Annotated in this window: 11 protein-coding genes; 2 read left to right on the plus strand and 9 right to left on the minus strand. The window is 58.1% G+C overall.

Annotated elements, in window-relative coordinates; translation table 11 throughout:
- Positions 1-199: 199 nt before the first annotated feature.
- Positions 200-427: a hypothetical protein gene (locus G7W63_RS05415; RefSeq protein WP_242634323.1), complete on the plus strand. Its 228-nt coding sequence runs from the start codon at positions 200-202 to the stop codon at positions 425-427.
- Between the two features lie 38 nt (positions 428-465).
- On the opposite strand, the gene G7W63_RS05420 is transcribed toward G7W63_RS05415, so the two are convergent.
- Both G7W63_RS05420 and G7W63_RS05425 read right to left on the minus strand, forming a co-directional pair.
- Positions 466-1,065: a YceI family protein gene (locus G7W63_RS05420; RefSeq protein WP_166254262.1), complete on the minus strand. Its 600-nt coding sequence runs from the start codon at positions 1,063-1,065 to the stop codon at positions 466-468.
- Between the two features lie 68 nt (positions 1,066-1,133).
- Positions 1,134-1,682 carry a cytochrome b gene (locus tag G7W63_RS05425; protein ID WP_166254265.1) on the minus strand — a complete coding sequence of 183 codons (549 nt, stop codon included), beginning with the start codon at positions 1,680-1,682 and terminating at the stop codon, positions 1,134-1,136.
- A 617-nt stretch (positions 1,683-2,299) separates the two neighbouring features.
- Here G7W63_RS05425 and G7W63_RS05430 point away from each other — a divergent pair.
- Positions 2,300-3,568 (plus strand): EAL domain-containing protein, encoded by a 1,269-nt coding sequence (locus G7W63_RS05430; RefSeq protein WP_166254268.1) that lies wholly within the window; start codon positions 2,300-2,302, stop codon positions 3,566-3,568.
- A gap of 15 nt (positions 3,569-3,583) precedes the next feature.
- On the opposite strand, the gene G7W63_RS05435 is transcribed toward G7W63_RS05430, so the two are convergent.
- The 7 genes from G7W63_RS05435 to G7W63_RS05465 form a co-directional block, all read right to left on the minus strand.
- Complete coding sequence (locus G7W63_RS05435) at positions 3,584-5,371, minus strand: SLC13 family permease (RefSeq protein WP_166254271.1); 1,788 nt, start codon at positions 5,369-5,371, stop codon at positions 3,584-3,586.
- Positions 5,372-5,477: 106 nt separating this feature from the next.
- Positions 5,478-7,385, minus strand: a complete 1,908-nt coding sequence (gene parE, locus G7W63_RS05440) for a DNA topoisomerase IV subunit B (protein WP_166254274.1) — start codon at positions 7,383-7,385, stop codon at positions 5,478-5,480.
- Positions 7,386-7,484: 99 nt separating this feature from the next.
- The gene (locus G7W63_RS05445) at positions 7,485-7,988 is read right to left on the minus strand and encodes a protease complex subunit PrcB family protein (protein WP_166254277.1); all 504 of its coding nucleotides are present in this window, start codon (positions 7,986-7,988) and stop codon (positions 7,485-7,487) included.
- Positions 7,985-10,639, minus strand: a complete 2,655-nt coding sequence (locus tag G7W63_RS05450; RefSeq protein ID WP_166254280.1) for a S8 family peptidase — start codon at positions 10,637-10,639, stop codon at positions 7,985-7,987. The genes G7W63_RS05445 and G7W63_RS05450 overlap by 4 nt, the downstream gene beginning before the upstream one ends.
- Before the next feature lie 158 nt (positions 10,640-10,797).
- Positions 10,798-12,849: a TRAP transporter large permease subunit gene (locus G7W63_RS05455; protein WP_166254283.1), complete on the minus strand. Its 2,052-nt coding sequence runs from the start codon at positions 12,847-12,849 to the stop codon at positions 10,798-10,800.
- A gap of 16 nt (positions 12,850-12,865) precedes the next feature.
- Positions 12,866-13,876 carry a putative solute-binding protein gene (locus tag G7W63_RS05460; protein ID WP_166254286.1) on the minus strand — a complete coding sequence of 337 codons (1,011 nt, stop codon included), beginning with the start codon at positions 13,874-13,876 and terminating at the stop codon, positions 12,866-12,868.
- Positions 13,877-13,938: 62 nt separating this feature from the next.
- Entirely contained in the window at positions 13,939-14,997 is a 1,059-nt protein-coding gene (locus tag G7W63_RS05465; protein ID WP_207308887.1) for a hypothetical protein, read from the minus strand.
- Between the last annotated feature and the right edge of the window lie 53 nt (positions 14,998-15,050).

The raw sequence follows: 15,050 nt of genomic DNA on the forward strand, positions 1-15,050 counted from the left end.
TAGGTAGGCGGAGCGCCGGACACCAATCTGTGTCATCACCGGCAGGGGTTCTGTTTTTAAATAGCGGAATGCACGCATGGAGAGGAGATCTGTCAGGCCGTATTCTCGATTCAAGTTAACGGGTTACCTTTTTGCAACTTTCCTTGATTTATCCAGAGCAAACGCGATGAGAACGACCTTTCAAGCTTGCCGACAAGCCATGTTAACCGCCTTTGCCAACGGGGCCCTGGCTCTTGCCCTTATGCTATTGGCTGAGTTTGCCCTCAGCGGAAATTTCCGTATTGCACAGACCTACTTGTGGGCCGGCCTGCTCATCTGGCTGGTCATATTCAGTGCCCAGTTCTATCGCCAGCTACGACTTTGCCGCTGCGCCCAGCGCCGGCAGGATGGCAATCCGGCCCTTAACGGGCCGGATGAACTTCGGTAATCATGCAGGTCGGTCAGGCCTGGCCTGACCGTTTCCGGCTACTGCTTGACCCCTTCCACAGAAATAATCAGTTCGACCGTCTCGGCCGACTCGCCAAGGTTCTTGGTAATGCCGAAATCGGCCAGCCTGAGCTCTGTCTCAGCCTCAAAGCCCATGCGATAGCCGCCCCACGGATCCTCGCCGTGACCGACCATTTCTGCGTCCAGGGTAATTTCCCTGGTTACACCATGTAGCGTCAGGTCACCGATGATATCCGCTTCGCCTTGCTCATCCCCAAGCTCAATGCGCTTGCTGGTAAAGGTGGCTGTGGGGTATTCGTCAACGTGGAGAAAGTCGTCGCTGCGCAGGTGCTTGTCGCGTTCACCGTGGTTGGAGTCCACGCTTTCGGTCTGAACCGTGACCGTAACCTTGCTGTTCTCAGGGTTCTCTGCATCATAGACAAACTCGCCATCGAACTCGTTGAACCTGCCGTAAAGCCAGCTAAAGCCCAGGTGGGAGATCTTGAAATTAATGAACTGGTGCTGGCCTTCAGTGTCGAAAGCATAGGTACCACTATGCTCAGAAGCCTGGACGCCAGGCAGCATCGCCACGGACAAGACCGTGGCTGCGAAAGTGGTTCTGATAGTGCTTGAATTCATCTGACTGTCTCCTTTAATTCATCCTGTCGGGCATGCCTGCGAGTGCAGAATGATGTAATACGGGCCGTTCAGTCGGGCTTGAGCATCCGGCGTAGCGTTCGGTCCCGGTCGATAAAATGGTGTTTCATCGACGCCAGGGCATGAACACCCGCCAAACCCACCAATGCCCAGGTAGACCAGTAGTGAACATCCCCCACGATGGTTTCGAGTTCCCGCATCCGCCCCGTCACCGAAGGCACCGAAAACCAGTTGAAAACCTGAACGGATGAGCCATCGGCGGTGGAGATAAGGTAGCCGCTGACGATCGCGACGAAAATCAGCACATACAGCGTCAGATGGGCCCCATAGGCCGCCCAGATTTCAAATCGCGAATGCCCGGCCAGCGGCTCCGGCCTGGGATTAAAGAGGCGCCAGGCCACCCTCACCACCATGACGGCAGCGAGGATCAGGCCGACACTTCTGTGTATGTCGGGCGCGGTCCGGTACCAGTCGTCGTAATACCCCAGATCGACCATGTACCAACCCAGGCCGAAAAGCCCGAACACCGCCAGTGCGATCAGCCAGTGCAGTAGGATGGCGACCCAACCGTAGCTCTTGCGCGAATTGCTCAACTGCATCGTCTTAACCTTCCACGAGCTGATGCTCCCCCGGCTGCTGCTCAATAATAGGAAGTCTAGGAACAGCAGCGTTCAAATCCAAACGAAATGTTTTGGGCACCATAGTCAGAAAAACTGATGCTTGACTTTTGTCGCATGGGGATTTTACGGATTGAGACATCACACTAAGAGGATAGACTACTCGCATAACAGCCGACCCTGGACGGTCGCGCTGTAATTCTCAACTACCCTATAGGAACACATGATGGAAATTGAATTCGACGAGCGTGTCGTTGTCCCAAGCAATAACTGAGTACCAAGTAATAACTGATAGATCGGATGAGCCGGACGACCCCGGCTCGCCCTAACCCCGCTTTAATCTCTCTCCTACTCTGCCGAAAAGTGCTCTCTTTGCACTGGCCTGAACAGATATATTGCCGTGGAAGCAATGTATTAAGGCCGTAAGCTGACAAAGCGTAACTCTTACAGGCTGGTAACTTTCTGGAAAGTTTGGCATTCTTCCTCTGTCGTAGCTTTGATGTTTGTCAGCTCGGGCAGCGATGTGCACTTTACATACAGGTTGAGTCTGAACTCACCTACGACCTCAACGTTTTCGTCCAGGGTTTCAGTGCTGAGCTATGTCCAAAAACCTGCTTCACACCCTAGCCTCACCTGAGCTTGATTTACTCGGCCCCATGCTCGATCAGCATGACTACGGCTGGAGCGCGAGCTTTCAGGGCCTGACCCTCCGCACGGCGCTGCAACCCATATTTAGCATTTCCCATAAACGCGTGGTCGGCTACGAAGCCCTTATCCGGGCGTTTGACACAGACAATGCCAGTGTTTTGCCGCTTCATCTGTTCCAGCTACCCACCACCGAACCGGAAAATGTGCTCCTCGACCGATTGTGTCGCTACCTGCATATTCAGAATTATTCATCATTAAGTGATCAGGTCAACTGGCTGTTCCTGAACGTGTCGCCCAAGGTAGTGGCCAGAGGCCACCAGAGTGATTCGTTTTTTGGGCAGCTTCTGGAGCGCACCGGGCTGCCGCCCCATCGGGTTGTGATAGAGATCGTGGAGCAGCCCACAGATGACTCCGAGCAACTGCGGGAGACGGTCGCTTACTACCAGAACCTGGGCTGTCTTACGGCTATTGATGATTTTGGCGCCGGTCACTCGAATTTCGAGCGTATCTGGAACCTCTCTCCCGATATTGTCAAACTTGACCGCACGTTACTGACCCGGGCCATTGCCGACAAGAAGGCACGACAGATTCTCAATGGCATAGCCTCGTTACTGCATCAGTCCGGCTGCCTGGTACTGCTGGAAGGTGTTGAAACCCACGATCAGGCCATGATCGCCATTGATGCCGGGGTCGACTTTGTCCAGGGCTTCTATTTTTCCCGCCCCAGCCTCGACCTCACCCGCCTGGGGCAGAACTGTCCTGACCTTGAGGGTCTTCTGACCGACTACAAGAGCCGGAATCGGGTTCAACTGGACCCGACCCAGCAAATAACCGACTTCTTCAGCGGCTATTTTCAGGGCGCGGTGAACAAGCTGCGTTCCGGCCAGAAGCTGGATACAGCCTGCTCGGACCTCCTGAACCATCATGCGGTGTCCCGCTGTTACCTGATCAACACCCTCGGGGTCCAGATTGATCACACGCTGATCTCCCAGGCCATCGCCCGCAATCTGGACCCGCGCTTCATACCCCTGGAGAACACCAGCAGTGCCGACTGGTATCGCCAGCATTACCTCAAGCAGGCACTGGCACAGCCTGAGCACATCCAGGTCACCCGCCCCTACCTGTCCATTACCGGTGCCTACATGTGCGTCACCCTTTCGCTTGCCTACAGTCATCAGGGCGAAATGAAAGTCCTTTGCTGTGACATCCTCGCCCAGTAAAGCCGGCCCGGCGACCTAGAAGCCTGCCCAATTGACCGGGATGTCGTACACCACCGCGATGACCGCGACGGTCACTAGGCCAATCACAAGATTCATCGGCACACCCACCCGCACAAAGTCCATGAAACGGTAGCCGCCGGGGCCGAACACCATCATGTTGGTCTGATAGCCCAGGGGTGTGGCGAAACTCGCCGATGCCGCCATCATGACCGCAATCACAAAGGGCTCCGCCGCCACACCCATGGTCGATGTCATCGAGAGCACGACCGGCAGCACCAGCACAGCCGCCGCGTTATTGGTCACCACTTCGGTAAGCACTGACACTGCCAGATACACCAGTAGCACGGTCAACAAGGTGTGACCGTTACTGAGGGAAAGGATGGCCTCGGCTGCATAGCTTGCCGCCCCGGTCACTTCCAGCGCCGCCCCCAGTGCAAAGGAGGCTGCTATGGTTAAGACCACCGGCACATCCACCGCTTTCTGGGCCTGGCCTACGGAGCAACAGCCGCTCAGAATCATCATGGCCGCCCCCAGCAAGGCGGCGTTCAGCATGCTGAGTACTCCGGACGCCGCCGCGACCACCAGCAGAAGCAGAATACCCCAGGACACGTAGGCTCTGTCATGGCGGGGGGCCTCTGTGCCGAGGTCATTGATGAGCAGGAAGTCCTTGGCGTATCGCTGACGACTGACAAAGGCTGGCCGCGCCTCCAGCAAGAGCACATCACCGGGTTTGAGACGTATATTGCCCAGGTTGCCGGAAACCCGCTCGCCGCCCCGGGCTACCGCCAGCACAACGGCGCCGTACCGGTCCCTGAACCGGGCGTCACGGATGGTCAGGCCCAGGACTTCCGACTGGGGAGACATAGCTGCTTCCACCAGGCGCCGTTCGGCCCGATCCTTGCTCAGACTGGGCTCGTCGTCGTGCACGGAAGGTACTATGCCGTTGATGCGGAGCAGGTCAGAAATGGCCTGGGTATCGCCGGCGAAGACCAGTCGGTCGCCACCGCGCAGGCGTTCTTCTGAGGGCACCGCAGTTACCACGCTGCCGTCACGCTCAATCTCAACCAGATACAGCCGTTCCAGTTCCCGCAACCCCGCCTCACCCACGGACTTGCCGACCAGGGGGCCATCGAGGGCCACCGCAACTTCCAGGGTAAACTCCCGCATGGAACCGAACTTCTGCTGGTCTTTGCGATCAGGCAGGAACCGCGGCAGGAAGACCAGCATCAGTATCAGGCCTATCACAGCCACGGGCAGACCCACGGCGGTGATGGAAAAAATCGAGAAGCCGGCTTCACCGGTCAGGTCCTGGTACTGGCCGTTAACCACCAGGTTGGTACTGGTACCGATCAGCGTAAGTGTGCCGCCGAAAATGGCCGAGTAACTCAGGGGAATCATCAGTTTGGAAGGGGCAATACCGATTTTCCGGGACCAGGCATGCACCGCCGGGATCATGGTCGCGACCACCGGGGTATTGTTCAGGAAGCCGCTCAGCAGGGCCACCGGGAGCGCTATGCGAGCCTGGGCGCCCCGCACGGTCCGTGGTGACCGAAGCAGATGCTTCACCACAAGGTCGACTCCGCCGGAGTGATGGATGCCCGCAGCCACCACAAACATGGCAACCACGGTGATCAGCCCAGAATTACTGAAGCCAGCGAGGGCTTCGGAGGCGTCCAGGATACCGCTGACGCTCAGCACTACCAGCACACCCATCATGACCAGATGGGGCCCGAAACGGCCGAAACTCATCAGCAGCAATGCTGCCCCAGCAAGACTTAAAGCGAACCAACCCTGCCAGTCCATTCAATATGCCCACGGTTAAAAGTGCGCAGCATATCGAAATATCAGATAACACAGAAAGAATAAAGAATGCTGTTAAAAGTACTTAAAAGCATATAGCTCGAGGTTATCAATCCGCTGGCAACCCGCCTACGTCGGCCATATTGCCGTAGGTTTCCAGCCAGGCCCTGCGGTCCGAGGCCCGCTTCTTGCCCAGCAGCATATCCATGCGCTCGTCGGTATCATCACCGTCTGCCAGGGTGAGCATCACCAGCCGTCGCGTATCAGGCGCCATGGTGGTCTCGCGCAGCTGCAGGGGGTTCATTTCACCGAGGCCCTTGAAGCGGGTGACCGAAATCTTGCCCTTGCGCTTCTCGGCCTCTATGCGATCCAGAATGCCCTGCTTTTCATGCTCGTCCAGGGCGTAAAAAGTTTCCTTGCCCAGGTCGACCCGGTACAGCGGTGGCATGGCCACGAACACATGGCCGGCCTCGACCACCGGTCGAAAGTGTTTTACGAAGAGCGCACACAGCAGGGTGGCAATATGGAGGCCGTCTGAGTCCGCGTCCGCCAGAATACAGACCTTGTTGTAGCGCAAACCGTCCAGTTTATCGGAGGCCGGGTCCACGCCGATGGCCACCGCAATGTCGTGGACTTCCTGGGAGGCCAGGATCTCGCTGGAGTCCACTTCCCAGGTGTTGAGGATCTTGCCCCGCAAGGGCATAACCGCCTGGAATTCCCGGTCGCGGGCCTGCTTGGCGGAGCCGCCGGCCGAATCACCCTCTACCAGGAACAGCTCCGAACGGTTGCTGTCCGAGCCTGAACAGTCGGCCAGTTTGCCAGGCAGCGCGGGCCCCGAGGTCACGCGCTTGCGTGCTACTTTCTTGCTGGCCCGCAAACGCCGCTGGGCATTGCTGATGAAAAGTTCAGCCAGTATTTCCGCCACGGCCGTATGCTGGTTCAGCCACAGGCTGAACGAGTCCTTGACGATACCGGACACGAACGCGGCCGCTTCCCTGGAAGACAGCCGCTCCTTGGTCTGGCCGGAGAATTGCGGGTCCTGCATCTTGAACGAGAGCACATAGGAGCAGCGCTCCCAGATGTCTTCAGGCGACAGTTTAACGCCCCTGGGCAGCAGGCTGCGGAATTCACAGAACTCCCGCATGGCTTCCAGCAGTCCGCTACGCAGACCGTTGACATGGGTTCCCCCCTGGGCGGTGGGTATCAGGTTGACGTAGCTTTCCATGACGCCTTCACCGCCCTCTGGCAACCACTGGATCGCCCAGTGAACCTCTTCCCTGTTACCCGCGAACTCACCGGTGAAAGGCTCAAGGGGAACCACTTCGATATCCGCGAGCGCTGTGCGCAGGTAATCTTTCAGCCCGCCCTCATAGTGCCATTCGTCTTTCTCACCAGTAGATTCCTGCAGGAAGGTTACCACCAGGCCCGGACACAGCACGGCCTTGGCACGCATATTGTGGCGCAGGCGGCTGACCGAGAACTTTGGGCTATCGAAATAGCTTGGGTCGGGCATAAACTTGAGTCGGGTGCCGGTATTACGCTTGCCTACGGTATCCACCACTTTAAGCTCGGAGGTCTTGTGGCCATCGGCGAAGGTCATCCGATGCAGCTGTCCGTCCCGTTTAATGGAGACTTCCAGCTGACTGGACAGGGCGTTGACAACCGATACCCCTACCCCGTGAAGGCCGCCGGAGTAATTGTAACTGCCTTCCGAAAACTTGCCGCCGGCATGGAGCCGGGTCAGGATCAGCTCGACCCCGGGCAGCCCCTCTTCCTTGTGCATGTCCACCGGCATGCCCCGGCCGTCGTCCTCGACACTCAGGGAGCCGTCGGCGTAAAGCACCACATCGATCCTGCGGGCATGCCCGGCCAGGGCCTCGTCGACGCTGTTATCGATTACTTCCTGAGCCAGGTGATTGGGCCGGCTGGTGTCTGTGTACATCCCGGGGCGCTTTCGTACCGGATCCAGTCCACTCAGTACTTCGATGGCATCGGCGTTGTATTGTTTTTGGCTCATACAGGGGCTACATCTCTCGAGCGTTGGGGCGGAAGCACACTAGCTTAGGGATTCGCAGGCAAAGATCAACGGTTGTTTTGTCCCGGCGGGGGCTGGCTCTCAACGACGGCGCGTCATCTCCGGCAGGCCCTGGCCAATGACCTTGAGCGTATCCCAGTCTTCGGTGGAAACAGCCACCACGGCGCAGGGTGTGGTGATTGCCTGGGTAACGACCCGATCCGGGCCGGGCTCAAACACCTCCATGGCGAGTCTCATGACGCCATTGTGGAGGTCGGACGACGCCAGGGTTACACCGTGGCCACCCGTGGGCTTCCGCCCCAGGCCAACCACGACCAGATGCTCCCGGTCGAAATCCAGGCCGTTGGTCAGGCTGAGATTCTGGCCCGGGAGGCGCTTGAACTGCTCAAGCTCCTGCCGGCTTTCAAGATATACCAACCCGGGGGCCGTCAGGCCGCAATGGTCCGACTCAGTCACCTGACGGGCCACCGGCCCGCCGGTCTCGGTTTCGACCGGGGGCGTCTCGGAACTGGCACAGGCTGAAAGCAGGAGACTTGCAAAGACCAGTAAAGGAAAGCGGCGTGCACTTACGGGCGACAACTTCATTGCTTGTCCTCACTGACTCGCCTGACGGTTTTTTCGCCCGCAGGTCCGGTTTCTTTCAGAAGACGGTAGCCTTCGAAGCCAATCCTGGGCAGACCACCCATGGCGGAAATGGTGGGGCGTCTGAAGCTTGTGGTCAGCTCAACACCTGATAGTGGTGAGTCGCCGATAACAATAGGCTCCGGAAGACCATTGACCGGATACTCGGCGCAAGCCTCACCGGTTTCACAGATAAACCCGTTGTTGTCGATATCAGAGCCGGCCACAAGAAAATACTCGCCCGGCTCCACATCGGCAAAAGAGAATTCGTAACGATCGTTTTGTGCCTCGACGACCTGCTGCACTAGTGTGTTGCGCTCCTCATCCGTGCTGACCAGCAACACGTAATGACGACCCGCATCCCGACTTCCCGACTCATCACCCAACTGCACGGACACCGGCACTTCAAGTGTCCGTATCTCACCATCGGAAGTGTATTCAACGCTCACAACGCCCCGGTACAGATTGTCCTCCGTCAGGCCACCGGTATTGACGGTCGCAGTCAGGGTTTTAGGTGCCGTGCCTCCTTCCTGTATCACAGTTAACCAGCCGGGGCTTGTAATCGGGCCGATAACAATGGATTCAGTCTCGGGATAGACCCGCAAGGTCAAGTCCTGGCTGGTCTGGCTACGGGAGAACTGCAGCGCCGAGGGGGACGCTCCCATGACAGGGCTTGTGGGGCCGTCGCCGACGGCGTTCACTGATTTGATGGCGTTGATGAGGCCCTCACCATATTCAGTGGGATTGCCTACCTCATCCGTCAGGCTGCCGCTGCTCAATAGTGTAAAAAAGCCCTTGGGTGTGAGCTCAGGGCCTGCGCCCGCAGCCTCCCTCATCAGGGCGTAGACTCCGGCAACGTGGGGCGCCGCCATGGAAGTGCCCTGGAGCCCGGCATAGTTCGGCCTTGGGGGCGATACGGAATCGTTGCCCCAAGCGCTGACGATCAGGTCGGCGTTGCCGTCCTGGTTCGCATCCCGGTTGGCATCGCCGCCCGGGGCGACCAGATTGACCGAGCCGCCGATGTTGGAATAGGAAGCTCTCACCGCAGCCCCGTCCACGGCCCCCACACCAACCACATTGGAAAATGCAGCAGGATAGGTCAGCTGATCCGTACCCTGGTTACCGGCCGCAGCTACGACGAGTTTGTTCTGGTTAAAGGCCTTGGTGACCGCATTCTGTAGGGCATCGCTTGGCCCCAGTCCGCCCAGGCTGAGGTTGATAACGTGAATATCCGCCTGGTCTGCTGCCCAGTTAATGGCCGCGATCAGATCGTCGGAAGAACCTACGTTGCGCTGGGTTTCAGGGTCAACTCCAAGCACACGCACCGGGAACAGCGTGGCCTGAGGGGCGACCCCTATGATGCCAATGCCATTGTCCATTCCGACCGCAATACCCGCCACATGGGTGCCATGAAAACTGCTGTTCTGTGATTGCTGATTGCCAGGATCATGGGGGTTCTGGTCACGGCCCTGGTCCGGCTCCGGGTCGATGTCCAGGCTACCGGTTACATAGTCCAGAATACGGCCACTCGGCTCAACGACATTGTCTTCAAGGTCCGGATGCCACTGACCATATAAAGAAGGATCGGCGCTGAACAGCCCGGTATCCAGTACGGCAATACCGGTCCCAAAGCCACCGTTTGGCGCCACCAGCCAGGCCGTGGGCAGGCTGATCAGTGGGTGGTTCCACTGCAGGTCATACAGTGGATTGGTATCGGGCGTAACCTGTTGGCTTTCATAGAGGAAATTGGGTTCAGCCAGCTCGACGCCGGGAGTAGACCGCAGCTCCCGCACCCAGTCCAGGGTTTGCCGTTTCGCCTGCGCCCGTTCCGCGGCTGAGAGACTGCGCGCCAGATAGACCGGCGTCTGGCGGACATGCCAGATGCCCTCTCCCAGGTAGCGTGCTTCGGCAGCACTCGTGGCCTGGGCTACCGCCCCGGCAGAACTGAAGGCCTGCCCACGGGTGCCGGGCATGACAATGGCCTCGCCGGGCCTGAAATCGACCCCTTCATAGCTGACATTCATTGAGGATGAAGCACCAGCAGCTGCAACGCTCAGCACATATCGGAAGGGACCTCCGGCCTCGGCGGTAATGGCAAGGGTGTGGGGCGTAGGGCCCGAAACTCCGGACACCACATAGGTAAAGGTGAAGCTATCGCCGCCACACCCTGCTTCACATCTCTCCACGTTGCCATTCTGGAAAACACCGAAACGGACCTCTGGAGGTGCCTGGGCGCCCTCGGGAAAAACCTGCAGGGCAACAAGGTCACCCTCAGAAAGCTCTACCTGATAGAAATCCTGGGCGTCGGCCGCAAAATTGAATGTCTGGCCGTCATTGGCCGGGTAACTACCCTGCTGCTGACTTAGATAGCCCGCCACGATACCGGTATCAGGCAAGGGCTGAGCCTCGGCGGCACGATCATTGGTCCGGGCTACCCCAAGGCGGAAATCATCAGCTGTGTCCGAATCAATCCTGGAACCACTTTCGATCGAAATGATGCCGCTTAGCGCATCCGGGTCAGCAACCGGACCGCCCTCGCCGTCTGAGCCGCCGCTGCAGGCAGTAAGCAAAGCAAATGAAAACAGAACGCCATAGCGCATGAAACTCTGAGTCATAAACAGTTTTTCCGGTTAACCGTAAGGCTGCCAAGGGACAACATCTATGCTTCTCTTAACGGCAATCCATCGCTTTACATTAGCGGACAAGATCCGGATGCAACGAAAAACCGCCTCAAAAGAGGCGGTGGCTTTTCGACTTCAAATATACCCCAGAGCTAGAGCGCGTAAAACAGCATCGGGACGAATGCCACTAACATTAGAGTGGTGCCCATGACCACCAAAGGCAAGAGCAAGCGTTCGTATCGGTGCCAGAATGTACCGGTCCGCTCTGCTGCCAGCACCTCGGTTTCGCCCACGACCTGGCGTGTCAGCAGGTGGTTCAGGGCCACCGGTGGGCTCAGGTAGCCAAGCTCAAAAGCGACCAGGCAGACGATCCAGAAATGCAGCGGGTCGATACCAAGACCAATGGCAACCTGGGCGATAGTGGCCGAAACCAGGATAACGGCTCCGAACGGGTCCATCACCATGCCGATACAGGTGAGCATGACCACCACAACCATCATCACCAGCCAGGGATTATCGAGGCCTGCCGGGAACAGGGCATGAACCAGATCGGAACGCTCCAGGATACCGCCCAGGCAAATGGAGAAGCCGATCAGTGCAAGCAGTGCGCCTATGTGAACCGCCGAGTCACTGGCCGCTGAGGTACTGCGGGTCCAGAAGGCCTGGGCACGACTTTCGCCCACCTCGCGGCTGTCTTTACTGGCATCGAGGAAGACCAGCGCGAGCATGACCAGGGGCAATATCAACGGCGCACTGTATTCATTAAAACTCAGATCAAGCAGCAGCCAAATGGTTCCTATGACGCCTGCGGCAGTAAGCGCATAGGGCAACAAGGGCCGCAGCTGTCTGATCGCGAGCCGGAACGAGCCCGGAACCGGCTTTGGCCGCCAGTTGCCTTCGGTTTTGCACACCACGAAAGTAAACAGTAGTGCCGATAGCATGAACACCCAGAAACCCCACCCATAAAGCTCGCTTGTGGTGACTTCTTTGTTCAACGCTGCCACCACGACGATCAGCAGGCACGGATTCAGCACCACACCCAGGCTGCCTGACATGGCTGTGGTCGCCAGCGATAACTGGCGTCCGGCGCCGGCACGGCGTAATTCGTCGTAGACCACACCCCCGACGGCCAGGATGAAAATCCCCGAGGCGCCGGTAAAGGCGGTGGGGAAGGCAGTGGCGAAGATCATCACTGATGCCAGCAGGGGCGCAGGCAACTGGAACGGCTTGATGATGTTGAGCAGCAGCTCGGGAATCCGGGTCTGCTTCAGCGCCATACCCACCAGCACATATAAGCCGATGTTGATGAACATGGACGACAGGTTCGTCATCATGCCGAAGTAGATGGCCAGGCCCGAGCTGTAGCCATCAATAAAGAAGAAGTAGCCCATGGCGATCAGGGCCATGGAGCAATGCAGGGGAATGATCAGAGGCGACGAGGCCGCCAGCTTTCCTGGCCGCATGCGCTCAGGGATGGACACCAGCCGAACAAGGTTGATAACCATGAACAGGCCAAATACCAGTATCCAGGCATGTTGCAGAAAGACCGTGTCTTCAGAACCGGGTGCGTTCGAAAGGCGCCCCACGTAGGACGCCAGCGAGTATACCATCAGGCCATTGACCAGAAGCTGGACCCCCTGACTGAGGCGCCATTCGGCCCGGTTCCGGGGCAGCCGCAACGCGATATGGTCTGCATCCATCGCCGAGATGGCGGCGGCCATGGCAAACATGCCGATGAACAGGAATTTCATCAGGTCAATGTTGTCCAGCAGAAAGTCCGCCATACCCTGCTCTACGGTCTTGAATACCGCCAGGGCCGGGGTCGCGTGTTCCTGGTTCATCTGGTAGGCCAGGTAACGCTGCTCACAGTTCTGCTGGTTCTGCAGAAGCGACTGCCGAAGGGCGTCCGGGTCCGGTGGCGAACTGAACAGTTCGTCCGGGTCTGGCTTGTACTCATCCATGCGCCGCTGGACTTCAGCGTCAATATTGGGCGCAAGATCGCAGGTCGGCTGCTTGGCAGCCGGGTCAAGCAGGTAGTAGTTCGGCCAGGTCTGTTCCCCTATCCATAGCATGCGCGAATGCAGGGAGTTGCCCATGCCCAGGAGGAGCGTAAACATGAGGAGCAACAGGAGCACGACCCCGTGCAGCCGATGCACGGGGTAGAGTGTCGTAGTTCGGGCCGCTGTAAGAGCTTGCCAGTTCATAATGGATCAACCCGGTTTATTCGCGATTGCCCGCAGTACACTCAGAGGCGCCTGCGTTACTGGAACAGCGGATCTTGCTAAGCAGGCTCATCATGCGCGGGTCGTATACCTTGCTGGCGCCATCGGTGCCGTCACGTAGCTGCAAACGGTTTTCGCGGAACATTTCCTGGTAACCGCCAATATCAGTCTCTGAGATCCTGATCCACTTCTCTTCCGGGATGTTCTTCTCGTTTTTGGTTATCAGATCCATGGCCTGGCCATACATGCCCCAGGCAACGTCGCGGGACTGCTGGGCCTGCTCGTCGGTGAAGGTCTCGTCCCGGGCGATGATCTGAACGGTGAGCTGGGCCAGGGGATAATCGACAATGCCACCCTCGTCGCCAACGCCCTTGTACAATTCAAGTGCCTCATAGGCGAAGGCAGGCGCGTAGGCGGTATCCACCGAGCCGTTGTTGAACTTGCCGGCGAAGTTGGTGATGTCCGACGGCACGACCGTGGCCTTGACATGATTGACCATGTGGATAGCGTCTTTCTGGTAATCCAGGGTGGCCATCCGCTTGCCAGCCAGTTTGCCGGCTGAGTCGATGCTCCGGTCGTTTACAAACAGATAGCCTGCACCGACAGGGACAATGCCAAGCACTTCGTAGTCACCCTCTTTCATGAGCTTTGCCGCTTTCGGCTGGGCCAGTGTCGCAAGCACTGTTTTTAGGTCGCCGTAGGTGGGAATCGCTCCTACTGCGCTGAGACTGCCAGTAAAACGGTTAAAAGGGCGGGTACGAAGGTCAGTGGCGGCAACGGCATCGCACTGGGCCGAGTTGAAGTCGCCGATGGCGACCCCTTCATCAGTGTAGGGTTTCAAATCAAAATCAATACCATGGCTTTTCATTTCAAGGGCATAGTCCTTGACCATATTGTACATGTCACCGTTGGCGCCGATGACGTCGAAAACGCACATCTTGACGGACTCGGCCGCAACTACCGGAGCGGCAAGGGAAAGGATCAGGGCAGAAGCTGCTTTACGGAACATGAAAGACCTCCGGGTCGTGTAAGGGTTGTAGTTGTATTTGGGCGGAGTTTTCCGGGCCTGCCTTACAGCAGGCCATCCAGACTCATTACTTCACCTGGTGCCTCGTCGCTGCCGTCGGTCAGCGAACCGAAACGACCTGCGGGCGTGCGGTATCCGTAGGCGGCGATCCATTTTTTGTCAGATGAAAACTGGATCACGCTGCGCGCCACCTCATCCAGAAGGCGGTAATTTTCGGACACTTCAATAACGTCATCGGCGTCTGCAAATCGTTTAATAACATCAGCTAGCACCTCGTCGCGGCCGAAGGTCTCGGCGGCCACCGCCTCCAGGGCCATGGAGGCACGGAATCCGGCTTTGACGCCAAGCTCGGAGCTGTTTTCCAGCACATCCCAGGGTGATGGCGACATGTCAGGTCGGGTATCGGGAATCAGCAGCCAGACCATGCCGCGGATGGCGTTGGGGAGGCCGCCCCATTTCTCGTTATCCACGCACTGAACCGCCCGTTCGGCCTCGGGCGCGATGTTTTTCGGAACGCCCGCGATGGCTCCGGAATTGGCGTCGTTAACAATGGCCTGCAGGCCCGTCAGCACGCCGGTCAGGAACGTAACCTCATCCTGGTCTGTCAGGAAAAACGGGCATTCGGTCCCTTCCCGTCCTGGAACGTATTCATAGCCGGCCATGGCCCGCTGGAAGGCGCGGTAACGTCGTTTAGCGGTGAGGCCGTTGAGACGCTTGGCCTGCTCGCGGGCATCCTTGGCAGCGGGCACATCGCCGGCATAGTCGGCCCGAAGATAGGCAAGCTCTGCCTCAAAGGCTTCAGCTTCGGTACAGTTGGCTGCAAGCAGCATCAGCAGGGAGCCGGTTTTGTATGGGGTGGAGGTGACGCTGGAGAAGGAGTAAACCAGAGGATCGACCCCCTCCCCAAGGCTGCAGGCCATACCCGGATCTGACATCTGCATGACATAAGGCGTCGCTTCTGCCTCGGAATAGCCTATGAGTATGTCGCCGGTGGGGGTGTAGATGGGATGAAAAGAGCAGCCCGCTGCAGTTAACAGCAATAGGGGCGTTGCCAGTCTCCTGGCCGCCTTTCCAAGCCATGCCGGGGTATGTACCAGAGTCATAATTCGTCCTGTTCACACTTTGTTTTTATAGGTAAGGGATATCACGCTGTCCT

The organism is Marinobacter salicampi (genome assembly GCF_011074795.1).
GTDB classification, from domain to species: domain Bacteria; phylum Pseudomonadota; class Gammaproteobacteria; order Pseudomonadales; family Oleiphilaceae; genus Marinobacter; species Marinobacter salicampi.